This is a genomic window from Maribacter stanieri (assembly GCF_900112245.1).
In the GTDB taxonomy this organism is placed as follows: Bacteria; Bacteroidota; Bacteroidia; order Flavobacteriales; family Flavobacteriaceae; genus Maribacter; species Maribacter stanieri.
On the sequence record NZ_FOYX01000001.1, the window covers coordinates 867,722 to 886,993 of the forward strand.

General features: G+C 33.1%; 17 protein-coding genes. 12 read left to right on the forward strand and 5 right to left on the reverse strand.

Annotated features, from left to right (window positions below):
• Positions 1–6: 6 nt before the first annotated feature.
• Complete coding sequence (locus BM296_RS03780; protein WP_091901561.1) at positions 7–1,167, reverse strand: DNA polymerase III subunit; 1,161 nt, start codon at positions 1,165–1,167, stop codon at positions 7–9.
• Positions 1,168–1,291: 124 nt separating this feature from the next.
• On the opposite strand from BM296_RS03780, the gene BM296_RS03785 reads away from it, so the two are divergent.
• The 3 genes from BM296_RS03785 (at position 1,292) to BM296_RS03795 (ending at position 5,248) form a co-directional block, all read left to right on the forward strand.
• Positions 1,292–2,482, forward strand: coding sequence for a phosphoglycerate kinase (locus BM296_RS03785; protein ID WP_027065493.1), 1,191 nt, complete (start codon positions 1,292–1,294; stop codon positions 2,480–2,482).
• Between the two features lie 117 nt (positions 2,483–2,599).
• Positions 2,600–4,231 (forward strand): LysM peptidoglycan-binding domain-containing protein, encoded by a 1,632-nt coding sequence (locus tag BM296_RS03790; RefSeq protein ID WP_091901564.1) that lies wholly within the window; start codon positions 2,600–2,602, stop codon positions 4,229–4,231.
• 12 nt (positions 4,232–4,243) lie between these two features.
• Complete coding sequence (locus BM296_RS03795; protein ID WP_091901567.1) at positions 4,244–5,248, forward strand: DUF4837 family protein; 1,005 nt, start codon at positions 4,244–4,246, stop codon at positions 5,246–5,248.
• Between the two features lie 104 nt (positions 5,249–5,352).
• Here the strand turns inward: BM296_RS03795 and BM296_RS19380 are convergent, their stop codons facing one another.
• The 4 genes from BM296_RS19380 to BM296_RS19690 all read right to left on the reverse strand — a co-directional run bounded on the left by BM296_RS19380 (position 5,353) and on the right by BM296_RS19690 (position 9,212).
• Positions 5,353–5,529 carry a DUF6747 family protein gene (locus tag BM296_RS19380; RefSeq protein WP_177214914.1) on the reverse strand — a complete coding sequence of 59 codons (177 nt, stop codon included), beginning with the start codon at positions 5,527–5,529 and terminating at the stop codon, positions 5,353–5,355.
• 337 nt (positions 5,530–5,866) lie between these two features.
• The gene (locus BM296_RS03800) at positions 5,867–8,374 is read right to left on the reverse strand and encodes an OmpA family protein (RefSeq protein ID WP_091902942.1); all 2,508 of its coding nucleotides are present in this window, start codon (positions 8,372–8,374) and stop codon (positions 5,867–5,869) included.
• Positions 8,375–8,706: 332 nt separating this feature from the next.
• Positions 8,707–8,892 (reverse strand): twin-arginine translocase TatA/TatE family subunit, encoded by a 186-nt coding sequence (tatA, locus tag BM296_RS03805; RefSeq protein ID WP_027065489.1) that lies wholly within the window; start codon positions 8,890–8,892, stop codon positions 8,707–8,709.
• A gap of 200 nt (positions 8,893–9,092) precedes the next feature.
• Positions 9,093–9,212 carry a type IX secretion system membrane protein PorP/SprF gene (locus BM296_RS19690; RefSeq protein ID WP_143099060.1) on the reverse strand — a complete coding sequence of 40 codons (120 nt, stop codon included), beginning with the start codon at positions 9,210–9,212 and terminating at the stop codon, positions 9,093–9,095.
• Positions 9,213–9,769: 557 nt separating this feature from the next.
• On the opposite strand from BM296_RS19690, the gene BM296_RS03810 reads away from it, so the two are divergent.
• Genes BM296_RS03810 through BM296_RS03850 form a run of 9 tightly spaced genes read left to right on the forward strand, consistent with a single transcriptional unit; the run spans position 9,770 to position 19,269 of the window.
• On the forward strand, positions 9,770–10,642 hold the full coding sequence (locus BM296_RS03810; RefSeq protein ID WP_091901569.1) for a M23 family metallopeptidase: 873 nt from the start codon (positions 9,770–9,772) through the stop codon (positions 10,640–10,642).
• Positions 10,643–10,648: 6 nt separating this feature from the next.
• Entirely contained in the window at positions 10,649–12,154 is a 1,506-nt protein-coding gene (locus BM296_RS03815; RefSeq protein ID WP_091901571.1) for a GH3 family acyl-acid amido synthetase, read from the forward strand.
• Between the two features lie 45 nt (positions 12,155–12,199).
• Positions 12,200–13,882, forward strand: coding sequence for a DUF6909 family protein (locus tag BM296_RS03820; RefSeq protein ID WP_091901573.1), 1,683 nt, complete (start codon positions 12,200–12,202; stop codon positions 13,880–13,882).
• 1 nt (position 13,883) lies between these two features.
• Positions 13,884–14,879, forward strand: a complete 996-nt coding sequence (locus BM296_RS03825; protein ID WP_027065485.1) for a hypothetical protein — start codon at positions 13,884–13,886, stop codon at positions 14,877–14,879.
• A gap of 3 nt (positions 14,880–14,882) precedes the next feature.
• The gene (rfbB, locus tag BM296_RS03830) at positions 14,883–15,890 is read left to right on the forward strand and encodes a dTDP-glucose 4,6-dehydratase (RefSeq protein WP_027065484.1); all 1,008 of its coding nucleotides are present in this window, start codon (positions 14,883–14,885) and stop codon (positions 15,888–15,890) included.
• A 2-nt stretch (positions 15,891–15,892) separates the two neighbouring features.
• Positions 15,893–16,753 carry a glucose-1-phosphate thymidylyltransferase RfbA gene (gene rfbA, locus BM296_RS03835; protein ID WP_027065483.1) on the forward strand — a complete coding sequence of 287 codons (861 nt, stop codon included), beginning with the start codon at positions 15,893–15,895 and terminating at the stop codon, positions 16,751–16,753.
• Positions 16,750–17,295, forward strand: coding sequence for a dTDP-4-dehydrorhamnose 3,5-epimerase (rfbC, locus tag BM296_RS03840; RefSeq protein WP_027065482.1), 546 nt, complete (start codon positions 16,750–16,752; stop codon positions 17,293–17,295). The genes rfbA and rfbC overlap by 4 nt, the downstream gene beginning before the upstream one ends.
• Positions 17,292–18,062, forward strand: coding sequence for a dTDP-4-dehydrorhamnose reductase (gene rfbD, locus BM296_RS03845; protein WP_091901575.1), 771 nt, complete (start codon positions 17,292–17,294; stop codon positions 18,060–18,062). Before rfbC ends, rfbD begins: the two co-directional genes overlap by 4 nt.
• A 19-nt stretch (positions 18,063–18,081) precedes the next feature.
• Positions 18,082–19,269 carry a UDP-N-acetylglucosamine 4,6-dehydratase gene (locus BM296_RS03850; RefSeq protein WP_218157858.1) on the forward strand — a complete coding sequence of 396 codons (1,188 nt, stop codon included), beginning with the start codon at positions 18,082–18,084 and terminating at the stop codon, positions 19,267–19,269.
• Positions 19,270–19,272 lie beyond the last annotated feature (3 nt).

Sequence of the window (19,272 nt, forward strand, 5' to 3'; positions counted from 1 at the left end):
GGTGGTTTATTTAAGTTCAGATTTTTTTCTGTGAAGTAATCGTGTTAGTTTAATAGAAAGATCGGTAAAAATTATTTTTGAATTTCCATTTCTTTCTACATGATATATGGCATCCTCTAATTCTTTGGTGATATCTAAAATATTGTTTTCATGCACAAAAGGCGCAAACTTTTTTAATTGAAATCCTTCTGCGTGAATTTTTAGATATGCGAGTTCCTCTGCTCCATAATTAATCATTAAGGCTTGCCTCATGACAGTTATGCAATAGCTCAAGAAATTCTTTTGTGTTTCTCTACCTGTTTTTGCAACTTCTTCGCTCCACAATAACAATTCATGAATAGCTGCCTTATTACCTTTTGCTTTGAATGCAGTGCGCACCCATTGCACAAACCAATTTTCGAACACTAAATCTTCAGAATCGTTATTTAAAAGATCAAGGGCTTTGTTAAAGTTACCGTTAGCTTCATGCGCAAGACGCATTGCTTCTGGTTTAGCGGCACCTTTTTCGATTAAAGCATTTGCAATGGTATCTTCTGCCAAAGGCGGAAAATGCACTACTTGACATCTAGATTTTATAGTTTGTATAATCTGCTCTTCATCTTCACACAGCAGTAAGAAAATGGTTTTATCGGGCGGTTCTTCTATAAGTTTCAATAGTTTATTTGAAGCTGCTGTGTTCATTTTTTCAGCCATCCAGATCAACATCACTTTGTAACCACCTTCATATGATTTTAAAGACAGCTTCTTTACAATATCCTGTGCTTCATCAACACCAATTTGTCCTTGTTTTTTTTCTATTTCAATATGGCGATACCAGTCAAAAAGGTTTCCGTAAGGTTGTGCTAAGATAAACTCTCGCCATTCTTTCATGTAATGATTGCTAACGGCATGAGATTTTACTCTATCAGAATTAGATACTGGAAATGCAAAATGTACATCTGGATGTGCAAATGACTTGAATTTTAAATTGCAGGCTTCATTTCCACCATTGTTTTCTCCATTCGCGTTTTGGCAAATAACATATTGAGCGTAGGCCAAAGCCATAGGCAGAAGGCCACAGCCTTCTGGACCCACAAATAATTGCGCATGAGGTATTCTACCAGCATCTGCACTTGAAGATAAGTGGTTTTTAATATGAGAAAGTCCTAGAATATCATTGAATAACATAGATTCAAATATAGTTGTTTAAAGCACAACAAATTTAATGGTATTACGTGTAAATTATCCTATTTAGCACTTTACCCCAAGCCTTTTAATCTTTACATTTGCTACTTAATAAAAGGAAAATCACATGAAAGTACTGAATGACTTTAATTTTGAAAATAAAAAGGCGTTAATAAGAGTGGACTTTAATGTTCCATTAAATGACAAATTTGAAGTAACGGATACAAATAGAATAGAGGCTGCTAAACCTACTATTATTAAAGTTCTGGAAGACGGTGGTAGCGCTGTACTTATGAGTCATTTAGGAAGACCAAAAGGAGAACGTAATCCAGATTTGTCTTTAAGTCACATTGTAGATGCTGTATCGGCAATAATAGGAGTAACCGTAAAGTTTGTTGGAGACTGTGTTGGTGAAGAAGCTGAAAAGGCAGTTGCCGAATTAAAGAACGGAGAGGTACTTTTATTAGAGAACCTTAGATATTATAGCGAAGAAGAAAAGGGTGATGAAGCTTTTGCTGAAAAGCTTTCAAAACTTGGAGATATATATGTTAATGATGCCTTTGGTACAGCACACCGTGCACACGCTTCTACTACTGTAGTAGCTAAGTTTTTCCCAGACGCTAAATGTTTTGGCTATTTACTAGCGAAGGAAATAGAAGCTATTGAAAAAGTAATGGCCACAGGAGACAAACCGGTTTTGGCAATATTAGGGGGTGCAAAAGTTTCTTCTAAAATTACCATAATTGAAAATATACTTGATAAAGTAGATGATTTGATCATTGGAGGAGGAATGACGTACACCTTTATTAAAGCTCAGGGAGGCAAAGTAGGGGATTCTATCTGTGAAGATGACAAGATGGAACTTGCTATGGAGATTCTTGAAAAAGCGAAGCAAAAAGGAGTGAACGTTCATATTCCTGTAGATGTAATTGCTGCTGATGCTTTTGATGCGAATGCAAACACACAAGTGGTAGATGTAGACAAAATACCAGATGGTTGGCAAGGTTTAGATGCGGGTCCAGATACTTTACAGAATTTCAAAAAAGTAATTCTAGCTTCTAAAACAATTCTTTGGAACGGACCAATCGGAGTTTTTGAAATGGAAAAATTTGCTGCTGGAACTATAGCTGTAGGTAATTATATTGCAGAAGCTACTAAAGCAGGTTCTTTTTCATTAGTTGGTGGTGGAGATTCTGTTGCTGCCGTGAAACAATTTGGCTTCGAAGACAAAGTTAGTTATGTATCAACAGGCGGAGGTGCAATGTTAGAAAGTTTAGAAGGTAAAACCTTACCAGGTATCGCTGCAATATTAGCATAGTAAAGGCGTTATCGACAAACGGCATATAACGAAAATTTGTGCATTTTAAGAGAATATATTTTATTCTCATTAAAAAATGTACGATTTTCGTTTGTTCCGTTAACATATTTTCGCCCCATGATAAATAAAGTAACCTATAATTGTTTTTATTTTTTAGGATTAGCACTGGTTCCCATCTTAGGATCAGCTCAGCAGACGAATCCTATTGCTACTGTCTCAGATTCCTTAAATACCAATATTGTAGTTGTAAATGACTCACTAAACAGTGTAGTGCCATTAAATCAATTAGATGTTGTACAGGGTTCCAAAACTGAAAAATTAGTATTATTTAAAGAAACAGAGGCATCTTCCTATAATCTTCAGGATAATAAACTGGCAGCAAAGTTTGATAGTCTATGGATGAAAGAACTTGTTGATGCCGCACCTCTTTTTGATGAAATGTATCAAGAGGTAATGGAGTTAGACACAGCTTCTACAATCGTTTTTGATCTACCGACAGATACATTAAAAATGCGTTTGGCAAAATTAAACGCAAAGACGCCATTTAATGTAGAATACAATAAATCTTTAGAAAGCGTTATTAAATCTTTTTTAACTAGAAAAAGAGGTTTAATGGAACGTATGCTTACCATTAGCCAATTTTACTTTCCTTTATTTGAACAAGAATTCGACAATAAGAATATTCCATTAGAAATGAAATATTTATCTATTGTTGAGTCGGCTTTGAACCCTAAGGCACGTTCTAGAGTAGGGGCAACGGGACTATGGCAATTTATGTACGGTACAGGTAAAGAGATGAAATTAAACATCAACAGCTATGTAGATGAGCGTAGTGACCCTATTAAATCTACTGCAGCAGCTGCTAACTACTTAAATAGATTACATAGAATATATGATGATTGGGATTTGGCTTTGGCAGCTTATAATTCTGGACCTGGTAATGTAAACAAAGCTATTCGTAGAAGTGGCGGAAAAAGAAATTATTGGAATATTAGACACAACCTGCCTAGAGAAACAGCTGGTTATGTTCCAGCTTTTCAAGCAACAATGTATATTTTCGAATATGCAGAGGAACATGGTCTAAAAGCAAAAAAAGCAGATCGCGCTTATTTTGAAACAGATACCATTCACGTAAAGAGTCTTATTACATTTGATCAGATTTCTGAACTAACGGATATAGATAAGGAGGAACTTACAGTTTTAAATCCTCATTATAAGTTAGATGTAATCCCTTTTGTAGAGGGAAAAATACATGCATTAAGACTACCAGTTCATAAAATGGGGAAGTTTGTTGCCAATGAAGAGGCTATATATGCACATGTTGAAAAAGAATTAAAGAGTAAGGAAAGTCCTATTGCAGAAATAACAAAGCAAGCAAGCGAAAACAGTATTCGATACAGAGTAAAGGATGGTGATTTTCTTGGAAAAATTGCTGAGCGCTTTGGGGTACGTGTAAGCCAATTGAAACAATGGAATGGTTTACGTAGTAATAATTTACGTATTGGACAACGACTTACGGTATACCCAAGAAAGAATAATACTTCATCAGTAAAACCTAGGGAAACACCATCTAGGACTGAAGTTGCCAATAATTCAAAAACCCACGAAGTAAGAAGTGGAGATTCATTATGGACTATTTCTAGAAAATATCCTGGTGTAAGTATTGAAAATTTACGAAAGTGGAACGGTATTAGTGGTAATAACTTAAAACCGGGCACAAAACTTAAATTGTGCGACTGTTCATCGTAAACCAAAATACCAATGAAAAAAAGAATTTCACTTTGTTTTTTAGCAATTTTAGGATTGTCAATTGCCTGTAAAGAAGAAGGCAAAGCAGATTATCTTCCAGAATCTGTAGGCGCTATGAATACCTTAACGGTAGTTATAGACAATGATCTTTGGAATAGTAGCGTAGGTGATGCCATTCGTGAGAATTACACGGCAGCAGCTCAAGGATTAACTTGGGATGAAGCGCTATTTAGTGTTACACAGATTCCGCAACAAATTTTTTCAGGATCTATTCGTAATACTAGTTCTGTTTTATATGTAATGGAAGACACTTTAAATGTAGCCCACATGAAGTCCAATATGTACTCCAAACCACAAAAGGTAGGTGTAATAAAGGGGCGAGATAAAGAAGAACTAATTGCAAATATTAACAAAACTGCGCCTGAGTTTATTGCTGATTTTAAAGAATTAGAAATTGGAAAAGCTCAAAAGCGATTTGAAAAGTCTTTAAGTAAAGAAAAAGCATTTCAAAATAAATTTGATATTTCCATGAAAATCCCATCTATATATAGAGTGGGAAGAGAAGAAGATAACTTTGTGTGGATAGATCGTCAGATTCAAAAGGGAAACATGAATATTATCGCCTATACCATGCCATGGGATAGCTTTAAAAACGATTCTACCTTTGTACAAGACATTATTAGAATGCGAGATTCTATTGGTGAACTTTACATAGGTGGTGAAGATATACCTGGCAAGAAGAATCATATGGTTACCGAAAAGGCTTTTTCTCCATATGTCTTCCCTGCTGAGGTTTCAGGAAAAAAGGCAGCAGAGGCAAGGGGTATTTGGGAAATGTCCGCTTACCCTATGGCAGGACCGTTTTTAACCTATATTATCAACGATAAAGAGAACAAACGTAAGTTAATTCTTGAAGGTTTTGTTTTTGCTCCAGCTACTAAAAAGAGAGATTACATGTTCGAGCTAGAAGCAATAATGAAGTCTGTTCGGTTCAATGTTGGGGAAAAAGAGAAATAATTTAATTAAAATATAGTAAATGTAAAAGGCTCAGGAAATTCCTGAGCCTTTTTTATGTGGATCGGTGTAGAATAACTTGGTACACCTTTATGTTTTATAATTACTTATAAATTACTGAATGAAAACCCTGTTGACACTCTATAAATTAATGCATATGCTGCAAAAGCAATTAACAAGAAACATGACCAAGAAAATATTTTAAAGTAATTTTCTAAAATAAAACTTTTCCAATTTTTAAAGGCTTCTGTATAAATTTCTTTGACTAGAGTAATTTTTTCCATTTTCAATAATTTAGTTGTTGCTTGGGGTAAAGTTGTTGATTATTAAAGGCTTTATTGAATAGATCAGTTAAAAGGATAATTTACTCTATAAAATGTACGTAGTTAAATTGAAATTCTATGAACGGTAAATTAGGCAGGTAAACTACAACGTAGGCTAATTTTTGAAAGTCGATAAGTAGTTTATAATATAGGATTAACGGAAGACGTACACACTGATCACCAGACACTTATAATGCTGTGTTATTTAGTTAGAATCATTGCAAGCATTAAAACCGGATTTATATAAAACAAAAAGACCCGCCAATTGGCGGGTCTTTTATGATACCTAATTTTTACATTACATATTTACTATAATGAATTCTGATCTACGGTTAAGGTAGTGCTGCTCTTCTGTACAACGTACTGTTCCATCACAGTTGTTAAGTAACTGCTCTTCACCATAACCAATTGCACTTTCTATTCTAGATGGGTCTATACCCTGCGCTATAATATAGTCTCTAGTAGATTTAGCACGCTTGTCAGATAAATACTTGTTATAGACTGCATCACCCCTAGAATCCGTATGAGATTCAATTTTAATTACCATGTTTGGAGAATCGTTCATTACAGCAACTAACTTATCAAGTTCTAAGGCTGCATCTGTTCGTATATAAGATTTATCGAAATTAAAGTGAATCATCTCTGTCTTAAGTTTCTTGATGCCATTTTCAACAGCAATCATATCATTAAGTTTTCTCATGGAAACATCTACATTAACTATCTCATTCTCCTTCGTGGCAGCTTCCCTAGTGTCATCAAAGTAAGATCCTTTAGTTGTTTTTAATACATACCTAGTATCTGCGTCTAAATCTTCGAAAATAAAGTTACCGTTCTCGTCGGTCTCCATTTCTTTAAGTTTAATGTTGTTCTCATCCAATAACTGTACTAAAGCGTTCGGCATTAAATCTCCAGTAATCAGTTCTGTTACTATACCAGATATGGCATTAATACTGGTCGGTATTTCTTCAACATGTAATGTTTTAAAAGAGTAAATATCATCATCTCCTTTACCACCATCACGGTTAGAGGCAAAGTATCCTTTTTGAGTTTCTTCATTTACTATGAAAGAAAAATCATCTTTTTTACTATTTACTGGCTTACCTACATTACGTACTTCTAAAAAGCCATCTTCGTCATCAAAGGCAACTTCAAAGACATCTAATCCACCTAATCCTACATGACCGTCAGATGAAAAGTATAGTTTTTTATCATTTATAAAAGGGAACATTTCTTTATGTTCCGTATTTATTTCAGGACCAAGGTTTCTAGGAGAAGAGAATGAACCATCTTCTAGTACATCTACAACAAAAATATCTGTTTCACCTATACTACCTGGCATATCCGATACAAAGTATAACTGCTTACCATCTTTGCTCAGTGCTGGGTGACCGGTTGAGTAATCATCACTATTAAATGATACTTCTTCTGCTTCTAACCACTCACCATTTATTTTTTTAGAGCGGTATATTTTAAGGTGGTTAATTCCGTTTTTATCACGTTTTAATTTTTTACCATAATTATTTCTGGTAAAATACATCGTCTCGTTATCTGGAGAAAACGCTACAGATGCTTCATGGTATTTTGTATTTATCTTTTTAGAAAATTTAATAGCATCTTTAAAGTCTTGAGATTCTTCATTTACTTTAGCAACGAATAAATCTAAGTAAGGCTGATTGTTCCATTTGTACTTTCTAGTTGTAAATATGGATGAATCTTTTGCAGATGCATAAACCACTTGGTCTCCATTATAATACATTGGAGAAAATTCAGAATATTTTGAGTTAATATTAATGTTCTTTATATCAAACTTTTCTTCCATTCGTAAAAGTCCGTCCAATACAATTTCATTTTGTTTTGTAACTGGCTCAATCTCTTCGCCGGCTAATTTCTTGTTGTATAATTTTAAAAGTCGCTTAGACCTTTTATAGTTTCCAATTCCTTTAAGAGAGTGTGCATATTTAAATAAGTAGTCAGAACTCATCTCAGATTCATATTTCGTATAAAGAGTGTTGTACCATTTATACGCATTTTCCATATCCGTATTAAAGTAGTGCGCATCGCCAGCTTTTTTTAATACATCATATGAATATGCTTTTTCTCCCTTAGACAAAGCTTGCTCATATAATTTTGCAGCTTCTGCATACCACATTTTATCAAAATATTCATCTGCTCTTTTTATCAGTTTGGTTTTCGCTTCTGGACTATTGTCTTTAGCTTCACTTAACATATTATAAGTTACATCTTCAACAGGTATTGCATTGGTGTCATCAACAGATTCGGTTTCAATAGCTGTCAAATTTGTATTTTCAATTGGTTCAGATTCAACAACTATTGAATCAATGTCTTCAACTATTTCGCTTTCGCCGTTTAACATTTTAAGAACCCAAACTTCATCTTCATAACGGTTGTCAAATTTTGTTGAACAATCGTTTAAAGCATCTTTCCAAGAAGTGTAATGGTTTAGATATAAATAGTATAATTCGTTTTGAGGATTTTGAAAATATCCTGCATCGAATCCTTTTTTGTTTAGCTTCTTTACTTGTGATTTTAAATTTTTGCTTTTAGAGAAGGTTCCGGCAATTACGTAATATCCATTTTCTGTGCTTTCAATATTTTGAAAAGCTCTGTATGGAATAGCAATAGATTCTGCCGCTTTTTGGAATTCCTTTTTATCGTTTTCTGCAAACTCAGAATCTAGAGACGTATCAGTATTGGTGGATACATCTGTCACAAATTCACCTTGAATGTTTTGAGCTTGGGCAAATATGATAAAGACCAGAAAAAATAAGTTTAATACACTTCTCATAGACATAATTCTAAGCTAAGCTTTACGCTCAACAGGGGTTTTAAGTATAGTACCAACGGTTATTAATAGATTTTTAGTACTATATGTCTAACGAAATTAGCCGTAAAGCGATATTCTAAATACTTATTGTTGTGAAAGAGGGATTTTTTGTCGTGTAAGTATGATAATTAGTAGCCTCATTGTTCTAGATGGTACCGTTTAACGGATATTTTGAGAGTTTTATAGTGAAGTAATTACCATAGAAAGTAAGATGTTGAATGTGGAAAAAGTATACGCATAAAAAAAGTCCTGAAATACAGGACTTTATAATTTTATAAGTAGAAAAATTGGATTTAATCCTTTTTCTTTTCTTCTAATTGTTCATCTTCTTTGGATGCGTCTTTAAATTCTTTAATCCCACTTCCTAAACCTCTCATAAGTTCAGGGATTTTTTTTCCTCCGAATAATAGTAGTATAACCACTACTACTAGAATTATTTGCGGGGCACCTATAGCTAAAAAAGTAGATAAAATTGTCATAAGACTATAATTTATGAATGGATTTCAAAGATACTAAAAAGTTATTAGTTTGGTGTTAATATTAAAGGCAAGTGAAATTTATTTACAATTCTAAATCCGAACCTCTTTTATTACTGTAAAATGGCTATTAAGAGCCTGTGATTATTAACATAATACGTAGTGGTATATTTTTTTATTTAAAGGAAACGAGTTGATTTAATTCACATAATATTAGATATTAATTGAAAACAAAGAAAAATCTCATGAGTTCCAGAGTTATAAGTACCTAAGTTGTTCGTTGTTAAATCATATACATGACCCAAATTGAATTGTGGATTTATTTGAAAACTTTTTTAATAACGAATAACCACTTGAGGTAAGGTCGTGATTGCTGGCTGTTTTGTTGTGGTGCTTGTATTTAATAGTAAGAGCTTCTTAAATTTGTGCGCAATTGGAAGAAAATTGCACATTATACCAATCACTTGTTTTATTGAAAGTAAATAAAATAACAACTTGAATTTCTCGGTTTTATAAATATTATTCTCATCAAAGTTGAATATACTTTATTGTAATAATAATACTTGCATCAACATATTCGCTACATAGAGCCATAATTTATAATTGCGTGATAAGATTTAGTCTGTATTCTGAATAAGTTTACTGTTTAAATATAAAATGATGAAAGATGCGCTTTATGTGTTGTGATATTTGAGCTCTCATTATAATTGTTGACAACAAACCTGGACTTTATCATGATAGCTTTTTAGGATAAAATTTAATTAATTTTACTGTAAACCAGAAAGCGTATAAAACTTAAGTTAAGAAAAATTGAACTAGTCTTTTTAATAATTACTTTTAAAGACTGTCATAATTAAATTCTAAGTTTATCTTTGTTAGGATGGCCAAGAAAAAAGTCAAAAAACGTAAAGAAATAAAACGAAAGTTACTTCATAAGTACCGTTTGGTAATATTGAACGAAAGTACTTTTGAAGAAAAGATATCATTTAAATTAAGCAGACTCAATGTTTTTGTAACAGGGTCTCTTTTTATGATTACTTTAATTTGCTTAACTACCTTGTTAATTGCTTTTACACCATTACGTGAATATATTCCAGGATATTCCTCAACGAGATTAAAAAGAGAAGCTACAGAGTTAACCTATAAAACAGACTCTCTAATTAGAACTTTAAACTATACCAATAGGTATTTAGATAACATACGTATGGTTTTAAAGGGCGACATAGAGAATACGGTAGTAAATAGAGATTCTCTATTTCAACAATTTAAATTAGATCCGGCATCTGTAGACCTTACCCCTATAAAGGAAGATTCCTTATTAAGAGCTGAAGTTGCGCTTGAAGATAAGTACAATTTGTTTGAACGAACAATTGACAAGAAAAACCTGGTTCTATTTACACCCGTTTCTGGATCAATTTCAATGGATTTTAATCCAAATGAAAAACACTATGCTGTTGATATCACTGCCGTAACCGATAGTCCGGTAAAAGCAATTGCCAATGGTACAGTTATCTTTTCTGAATGGACAGCAGACACCGGTTATGTAATAATTATTGAACATGAAGGTGGTTTACTAAGTGTATACAAACATAATGGCTCATTATCTAAATATCAAGGGAATATAGTTAGAGGAGGCGAAGTTATTGCCGCGGTAGGGAATACCGGTGAACTTACCACTGGACCACACCTTCATTTTGAAATTTGGGACAATGGAACACCTATAGATCCTGTAAATTATATTGATTTTAATTAAAATTAAATGTCTTTAAAGACCATTGCTGCTAAAATATTTGCGCATCGCATTGCCAAAAGAACGGAGAAGTGGGTGAGCAACCCTATTGAGACTCAAGAAAAAGTTTTTAAAGAACTTATTTCTAAAGGGAGTACGACTAAATTTGGTAAAGATCACAAACTGAGTAAAATACAATCGCATAATGATTATATAGCCCAAGTTCCAATTAGGGATTATGAGGAACTTAAGGAATATGTAAGTTTAGCTGTCAATGGAGAAGAAAATATTTTATGGCCAGGTAAGCCATTATATTTTGCAAAAACTTCTGGTACAACTTCTGGTGCTAAATTCATACCAATTACTGAGGGTAGTATCAAAGAACAAGTAAAAGCATCAAGAAATGCAATTTTAAATTATATACACGAAACTGGTAATGCAGATTTTGTATCTGGTAAAATGATTTTCTTGCAAGGCAGCCCTGTTTTACAAGAAAAAAACGGTGTCAAGCTTGGAAGACTTTCTGGAATTTCGGCACATTATGTTCCTAATTATTTGCAGAAAAATAGAATGCCAAGTTGGGAAACAAATTGTATAGAAGATTGGGAAACCAAAGTGAATGCTATAGTCGAAGAAACCAAGAATGAAGATATGACCGTAATTGCGGGCATACCTTCGTGGGTTCAGATGTATTTTGAGAAGCTGAAAGAAAATACCGGTGAGTATGTTGGTGATTTATTTAAAAACTTTGAACTTTTTATTTATGGAGGTGTTAATTACGAACCATATAGAAAGAAATTCGAAACACTAATTGGAAGAAAAGTTGCCAGTATAGAATTGTTTCCTGCAAGTGAAGGGTTTTTTGCATACCAAAATTCCCAAAAGGAAAACGGAATGTTACTGTTGTTAGATGCAGGAATATTTTATGAATTTGTAAAATCTGATGAGTTTTTTAGTGAGCACCCTAAAAGAATTACTTTAAAGGATGTAGAAATAGGGGTAGATTATGTTATGATAATAACTACCAATGCAGGGTTATGGGCGTATAATCTTGGTGATACCATTCGGTTTATTTCTACTTATCCTTTTAAAATAGTAGTTTCAGGGCGTATAAAGCATTTCATTTCAGCATTTGGTGAACATGTTATAGCCAAAGAAGTAGAAGAGGCAATGTTAGTAGCAACCAGTGCAACTGATGCTAGTGTAAGTGAGTTTACCGTTGCACCACAAATTACGCCACAAGAAAATGAATTGCCTTTTCATGAATGGTTTATAGAGTTTGAAAAAGAACCTAGTAACATGGCCTTTTTTATTCAAGAATTGGACTTGGCGCTACAGAAACAGAACAGTTATTATTATGATTTGATAGTGGGTAAAGTTTTACAAACACTAAAGGTTACTCCAGTTAATAGTGGAGGGTTTTTAGAATACATGAAATCAATTGGGAAGCTTGGAGGTCAGAACAAAGTTCAGCGATTATCTAATGACCGTAAAGTGGTTGATGGTCTATCTAAATTTAAGAAGCAAAACGGTTAGTTTTAAATAACTAATTATAAATCGTAATTTTGTTTGAAATCACCAATGGGAAAAGCAATTACTACAACTAGGGCACAAGAGTCTACAAATGCAATAGAACGCATGTATATTACTATGCGTCATCTTTTTAATAGAGGTTTTTATAAACCTAACGGAGTTTCTGGTGAAGCTTTAAAAAATGCATTGCTGCAATTGAGACCTGAAATTTACGGTTCGGTTGGTGAGGAGAAGGCTGAATTAAATGGTCTTATTTATGTGCTTGAAAGGTTACCAGAAGGTATAGAACAGTGTTCGTTTATAAACCTGACTTCTGATGAAGGATATGGTATTTCTCATATTAATCCAATAATTCCACCTAAAAGAAGAAGAAATTGCTATCGTATAGACGAAGAGCAAATGAATATTGAGATAACCAGAGGTAGGTCTGATATCTATGATATTCTAACACACTTAACTTTTCTTTTCATTGAATCGGAAAAAATTTGTAATCGTGTATTAATAACCGATACTAATAGAACCATTAGAGACTGGGCCAAACTAGAAAGTGCAGTTCAAAAGGATGAATTGACTCAAGCGGAACGCGAAATTGCTCTAATACATACGGCAAACATTTTAGGAAGATCTTTTGAGGAAATTTTAGATGTCTATAAAAAATTCTCGACGAAGAATAATCCTGATCGTTTCTTAAATGTTATTTATTGGTTAGGTAAGTTGGCTTTAGATGAGGAAATCTCTGGAGAGAAAAGAGCCGTTACTTTTAGTGCATTACTAAGAGAAAGACTAGGTCACCATATTCATGGAGAAAGGTGGGCTAATAATATTAAAGAGGTTTTAACCAAAAACAATCTTTTACATAGGCCTATTCATATCATTTCGGCCAATATGCATAGTGTGATGAATTCATTGTTTGCCAAAGTTGCTTTAAAAAGTGAATTTCCAAATACAGATTCCTTAGAAATTTACGAGGCGCTAAGTAGTACTGGCAATGCTGCACTTAGAAAAAAGGTTACTGATTTGGCAGAGAAAAACGGTATGATTTCTATGGATGATACCTCTGGAACTAATATTGATGTTCAAATTTTTGACACCGCTAAAATAAAAGTTAACAATTGCTCATATGAGTTTTCTGAAAAGGAGCTTGATAAGAAACCTGTTATATTCGTAATGGATTATGCATTTGGTGAGCAAGCGTATGAAACCATAGATGAGTTGTTAAAACCATATATTACTAAAAAGAACGCACCGTCTCTAATAAATGTGGACTCTGTTTCAATAATGGGGAAAGCAGGTATTCTAGAAGGTGGGAAAGGAGATTTAATGATTCCTTCTGCACATATTTTTGAAGGTACAGCAGATAATTATCCTTTTAAAAATGAATTGTGTGCTAAAGACTTTGAAGGTTATGGTTTAGAGGTTTTCGAAGGTACTATGGTTACTGTTTTAGGAACATCACTTCAAAATAAAGATATTCTTAAGTTCTTTCATAAATCAACTTGGAATGTAATTGGTTTAGAAATGGAAGGTGTGCATTATCAGAAAGCAATACAGTCAGCTTCTAAAATAAGAAAGAGTATAGGTGAAGATGTAAAAGTGCGTTATGCATATTATGCATCGGATAACCCATTAGAAACAGGAAGTACTTTAGCGTCTGGCGGATTGGGTACAACAGGAGTAAAGCCAACATATCTTATTACAGATAAAATTTTAAAGCAAATATTTAATACATAAAATGAACGAGAATCAAATACCAGATAAACAGAATAGTTCCGACGAAATTGATTTGGGGCAATTGTTTCAATTAATAGGCAATGGTTTTAATGCCATTTTTAATTGGTTTTTAAGAGTATTTCTATATCTAAAAAGAAATTTATTATTACTTATTGTTTTAGTTGTTATTGGTTTAGCGATTGGGTATGGTCTAAATCAGATTATTTCGGAAAAGTATAAATCAGAGGTAATTGTTAAGCCTCAATTAGAAAGTAAAAACTATTTATATGACGTTGTAAATGAGATACAATCTAACATACAAGCAAAAGATACTTTATTTTTTAATACTATAGGAATTGATGATGTTGATTTTACAGGTTTGAAAATTGAAATAGGTAGGGTAGCAGAGGCAAGCAATTCTGAAAGTGATTTAAAATATTTGGAGCTGCTACAAAGTTTTGAAAATACGGATGCAATTGCAGATATAGTTAGAGAAGAATTACAAAACAAAAGCTCTTTTAACCATAGAATTACTTTTTATTACAACAACGCTGCATTTGGTAAGGAGTTTGCAAAAAAGGTCTTAGATTATATTAACTCCAATTCATATTTTAACGGGCTATTAAAAATTTATAGAAATAACGCTCAGAATCGAATTGAACAGGATGAGAAATTATTGAAACAAGTAGACGAAATTATAGTTAATTATACTAATGGTCTAGTTAAAAAAGGAAATAACACAGCAACAGATAAAATTATTCTTGATAACCAAGAGCAAGTAAATATAGCTGATATTTTTGAATACAAAACGGGATTGATAAGAGATATAGAAACTAAAAAACTAGAATTAGAAGAACGTACTGTGCCAGTAAGTGTAATTAACCTTGGAGAAACACAGGTAGAGCATAAATCCTTTTTTGGCAAGAGTATAGTTTTGATTCCTATTTTACTTGTTTTAGGGTTTTTCATATTCTCAGCACTCATTTATTTAAATAAGAAGGCAAAATCTTTAATGTAGTTTATGACAGACCAGCCATCTAACAACACAATTCTAATTACTGGTGGTGCTGGTTTTATAGGGAGCAATTTTATTGTTTACTTATTAGCGAAATATCCGAATATTAGAGTAGTTAACTTAGATAAACTAACCTATGCTGGAGACGTACACAATTTTAGTGAATTGAGGAGTAATCCTAATTACACTTTTATTGAAGGTGATATTTGCGATGCAACCTTAGTTTCAAAATTATTTCATAAGCATCAAATAAAGGGCGTAATCAATTTTGCCGCAGAGTCACATGTAGATAATTCAATTAGCTCTCCTGGGCAATTCATAAAGACCAATATCGAAGGTACTTTTATATTATTAGAGGCAGCTAGAAGCTATTGGAAAGGTAAAAATTATAGATTTCATCATATTAGCACAGATGAAGTTTATGGGTCTTTAGGTGAAAATGGGTTTTTTACCGAAGGGTCAAATTACCAGCCAAATAGTCCTTATAGTGCATCTAAGGCTTCATCTGATTTTTTGGTTAGAAGCTATCATCATACTTATAGTATGAACGTAGTGACCAGTAATTGTTCAAATAATTTTGGACCAAAACAGCATGATGAAAAATTAATTCCTACCATTATTAGATCAGCTATAAAAGGATTAAAAATTCCGATTTATGGCAATGGTAAGAATGTAAGGGATTGGTTGTTTGTAGAGGATCATTGCAAAGGAATAGATCTTATCTTTTTTAATGGCATAGCTGGTGAAACCTACCTTTTGGGAGGAAATAATGAATATGATAATTTAACGATAGCTGAAAAAATTTGTGAATTTATAGATACAAAAGTGCCCAAAAGCAATGGCAGTTACAGAGACCAAATTAAATTTGTTGATGATCGATTAGGTCATGATTTTAGGTATGCCATTGATGCATCTAAAATTAAAAAAGAACTAGGTTGGAATGCTTTAGAAAGCTTCCATACTGGTTTAGAGAAGACAGTTGACTGGTATTTAAAAAAGTATCAATCTAAATAATTATGAAAGGAATTTTACTTGCAGGTGGTACGGGATCGCGACTTTGGCCTTTGACAAAAGCATTAAGTAAACAGTTAATGCCAATTTACGATAAGCCAATGATTTATTACCCGTTATCTACGCTAATGATTGCTGGAATAAGGGAGATTTTAATAATAACGACACCAGATGATTTACCGTTATTCAAAAAACTACTGTCGGATGGTAAGCAATTGGGTTGTACATTTCAATATGCTATTCAGCCAGAACCAAAGGGTTTGGCCGAGGCTTTTATTATAGGTAAGGAGTTTATTGGAAATAGTAAGGTTGCTCTAATTTTAGGAGATAATATTTTTTATGGTAATGGTCTGGAAAAATTATTAAAAGAAAATTCTAAGCCAGAAGGCGGTATAATTTATGGGTATCATGTAAATAACCCAAATAGATATGGTGTGGTTGAATTTGATGAATTTGGAAAAGCTATTTCAATTGTTGAAAAACCTCAAATTCCTAAATCTAATTACGCTATTCCGGGAATTTATTTTTATGATAATAATGTAGTAAAGATAGCAGAGCAAATAAAACCGAGCAATAGAGGAGAACTGGAAATCACAGATGTAAATATTGCTTACTTAAATAAAGGTAACTTGAAAGTAAGTGTTCTTGATAAAGGAATTGCTTGGTTAGATACGGGCACCTTTAGTTCTTTGATGAACGCATCTCAGTTTGTGCAAGTAATAGAAGAACGTCAAGGTTTAAAAATAGGTTGTATAGAAGAGATAGCATATACCCAGGGCTTTATTAAAGCAAAACAACTGGAAAAGTTAGCTGAGCCGTTATTAAAAAGTGGATACGGAGAATATTTAATGCGCCTGATTAAATGAAAATATTTGAATCAAAATTAAAAGGATGTTTAATCTTGGAACCCCAAATTTATCAGGATGAACGAGGGATGTTTTTTGAGGTATTCAGAAAAAATGAATTGGAGTTCTTTTTAGGTTATAATATTGATTTTGTTCAAGAGAATACCTCTATTTCTAAAAAAGGGGTTTTACGTGGGTTGCACTACCAAAAAGAACTAGGAGCCCAGGCTAAATTAGTTTCCGTCCAAAGAGGAGAAGTAATAGACGTGGTGGTTGATTTAAGACCAAGCAGTGAAACTTTTGGGCAGCATATTAAGGTAAATCTATCTGATCAAAACCGTAAAAGCCTTTTTATACCAAAAGGTATGGCTCATGGTTTTGTAACACTTTCCAACGAAGTAATTTTCACTTATTTATGTGATAGTTATTACGACCCAGAATTGGAATCGGGCATTTTATATAGTGATCCAGATTTAAGAATAGACTGGAGCTACCCGATTTCAAAACTAATTGTCTCAGAAAAAGATATGCTTCTACCTAGTTTCAAAGATTTCGAAAAATGAAAAAAGTATTAGTAACAGGAGCCAATGGCCAACTAGGTCAATGTTTGCAAAAAATAGCCCCTTCATATAAAGAATTGAATTTTAAATTTAACAGTTCCAAGGAGTTAGATATTACTGATATTTTAGAAATCGAAACAGCATTTGTAAAGGGCAATTTTGATTATTGTATCAACTGCGCCGCATATACTAATGTAGAACAAGCTGAGAAAACACCGGATATTGCTTACAAGGTAAATGTAGAAGGTGTTAAGAATTTAGCTAATGTTTGTAAAAGTTATAACACAACCTTAATACACATTTCTACCGATTATGTCTTTGATGGTGAAAAAGATGAACCGTATACTGTTAAAGATGTACCTAATCCAATTAATGAATATGGTAAATCTAAATTACTAGGTGAAAAGCATATTCAAGAGATAATGGACAATTATTGTATTATAAGAACATCTTGGTTGTATTCTGAATTTGGTAAGAATTTCTATACTACTATTTTAAAAAAGGCTAAAGCTGGAGAAAATCTTTCGGTTACCGATGAACAGTTGGGTTGTCCTACTAATGCTAATAATTTGGCATTGCATATAATAAGGAAGTTGACTCAGAATAATATCTGCGGTATTGAACACTTTACGGATGGATATTCCTGTACATGGTTTGATTTCGCCAGAGAGATATTAATTGAGCATGAATTACAGATGATGGTTCAATTACACAGAGATAAGAATTATCGTACTTTTGTTAAAAGACCAGTAAACAGTGTGCTGAAATAGCATTTAATAAATCTGAATTATGAAAATACTTAACCTTATTGGAAGGGAAATCGAGTTATTTGAGAATGATATTGCCACCCATGAAAACGAATTAAGTGAAATAGTAGGTAATTCCTCGTTTCTTGTCATTGGTGGTGCGGGATCTATAGGGCAGGCTGTGACAAAAGAAATATTTAAACGAAATCCTAAAAAACTCCATGTCGTTGATATTAGCGAGAATAATATGGTGGAATTAGTTAGAGATATTCGTAGTTCATTTGGTTATATAGACGGTGATTTTCAAACTTTTGCTTTAGATATTGGTTCTAGAGAATATGATGCTTTTATAGAAGCAGATGGTAAGTATGATTATGTGCTTAACCTTTCGGCTTTAAAACACGTTAGGAGCGAGAAAGACCCTTTCACATTAATGCGTATGATAGAGGTCAATATATTTAATACCGATAAAACTATTAAACAGGCAATAGCAAAAGGGTCAAAAAAATATTTCTGTGTATCGACAGATAAAGCTGCAAACCCGGTAAATATGATGGGGGCTTCAAAACGCATTATGGAAATGTTCCTAATGAGAAACAGTGCAGAGATACCCATATCCACTGCCCGTTTTGCAAATGTGGCTTTTTCTGATGGGTCATTATTACATGGTTTTGATCAAAGAATTAAAAAAGGTCAACCCATTGTAGCGCCTAATGATATAAAAAGATATTTCGTTATACCTCAAGAAAGTGGTGAGCTCTGTTTAATGTCTTGTATTTTTGGCGATAATAGGGATATTTTTTTTCCAAAGCTAGATGAAGGGCTGCATTTAATATCGTTTGCAGACATTGCAGTAAAATATTTAAGATCGCTAGGTTATGAGCCTTACTTATGTGAAAATGAACAAGAAGCTAGAGATTTAGTAAAAGTACTTCCTAAAGAAGGAAAATGGCCATGTCTATTTACTGGTAGCGATACAACGGGGGAGAAGGATTTCGAAGAATTTTTTACAAATTCGGAAACTTTGGATATGAATCGATTCCAAAAATTAGGGGTCATAAAAAACAAACTTGAGGTCAATCATAAAAAGTTGGAATATTTTGAAAACACTATTGACCAAATAAAACAGCAACGAACTTGGTCAAAAGAGCCAATTGTAGATTTGTTCTTTGAAATGATACCTGCTTTTGGCCATAAAGAAACCGGTAAGTATTTAGATAGTAAAATGTAGCTT

Coding starts and splice junctions, on each gene's coding strand:
- BM296_RS03815 (WP_091901571.1), top strand. CDS start 10,649: ATGTCTTTAAAGACCATTGCTGCTAAAATATTTGCGCATCGCATTGCC.
- BM296_RS19380 (WP_177214914.1), bottom strand. CDS start 5,529: ATGGAAAAAATTACTCTAGTCAAAGAAATTTATACAGAAGCCTTTAAA.
- BM296_RS03800 (WP_091902942.1), bottom strand. CDS start 8,374: ATGAGAAGTGTATTAAACTTATTTTTTCTGGTCTTTATCATATTTGCC.
- rfbD (WP_091901575.1), top strand. CDS start 17,292: ATGAAAAAAGTATTAGTAACAGGAGCCAATGGCCAACTAGGTCAATGT.
- BM296_RS03820 (WP_091901573.1), top strand. CDS start 12,200: ATGGGAAAAGCAATTACTACAACTAGGGCACAAGAGTCTACAAATGCA.
- BM296_RS03795 (WP_091901567.1), top strand. CDS start 4,244: ATGAAAAAAAGAATTTCACTTTGTTTTTTAGCAATTTTAGGATTGTCA.
- tatA (WP_027065489.1), bottom strand. CDS start 8,892: ATGACAATTTTATCTACTTTTTTAGCTATAGGTGCCCCGCAAATAATT.
- BM296_RS03790 (WP_091901564.1), top strand. CDS start 2,600: ATGATAAATAAAGTAACCTATAATTGTTTTTATTTTTTAGGATTAGCA.
- rfbA (WP_027065483.1), top strand. CDS start 15,893: ATGAAAGGAATTTTACTTGCAGGTGGTACGGGATCGCGACTTTGGCCT.
- rfbC (WP_027065482.1), top strand. CDS start 16,750: ATGAAAATATTTGAATCAAAATTAAAAGGATGTTTAATCTTGGAACCC.
- BM296_RS03780 (WP_091901561.1), bottom strand. CDS start 1,167: ATGTTATTCAATGATATTCTAGGACTTTCTCATATTAAAAACCACTTA.
- BM296_RS03810 (WP_091901569.1), top strand. CDS start 9,770: ATGGCCAAGAAAAAAGTCAAAAAACGTAAAGAAATAAAACGAAAGTTA.
- rfbB (WP_027065484.1), top strand. CDS start 14,883: ATGACAGACCAGCCATCTAACAACACAATTCTAATTACTGGTGGTGCT.
- BM296_RS03850 (WP_218157858.1), top strand. CDS start 18,082: ATGAAAATACTTAACCTTATTGGAAGGGAAATCGAGTTATTTGAGAAT.
- BM296_RS03785 (WP_027065493.1), top strand. CDS start 1,292: ATGAAAGTACTGAATGACTTTAATTTTGAAAATAAAAAGGCGTTAATA.
- BM296_RS03825 (WP_027065485.1), top strand. CDS start 13,884: ATGAACGAGAATCAAATACCAGATAAACAGAATAGTTCCGACGAAATT.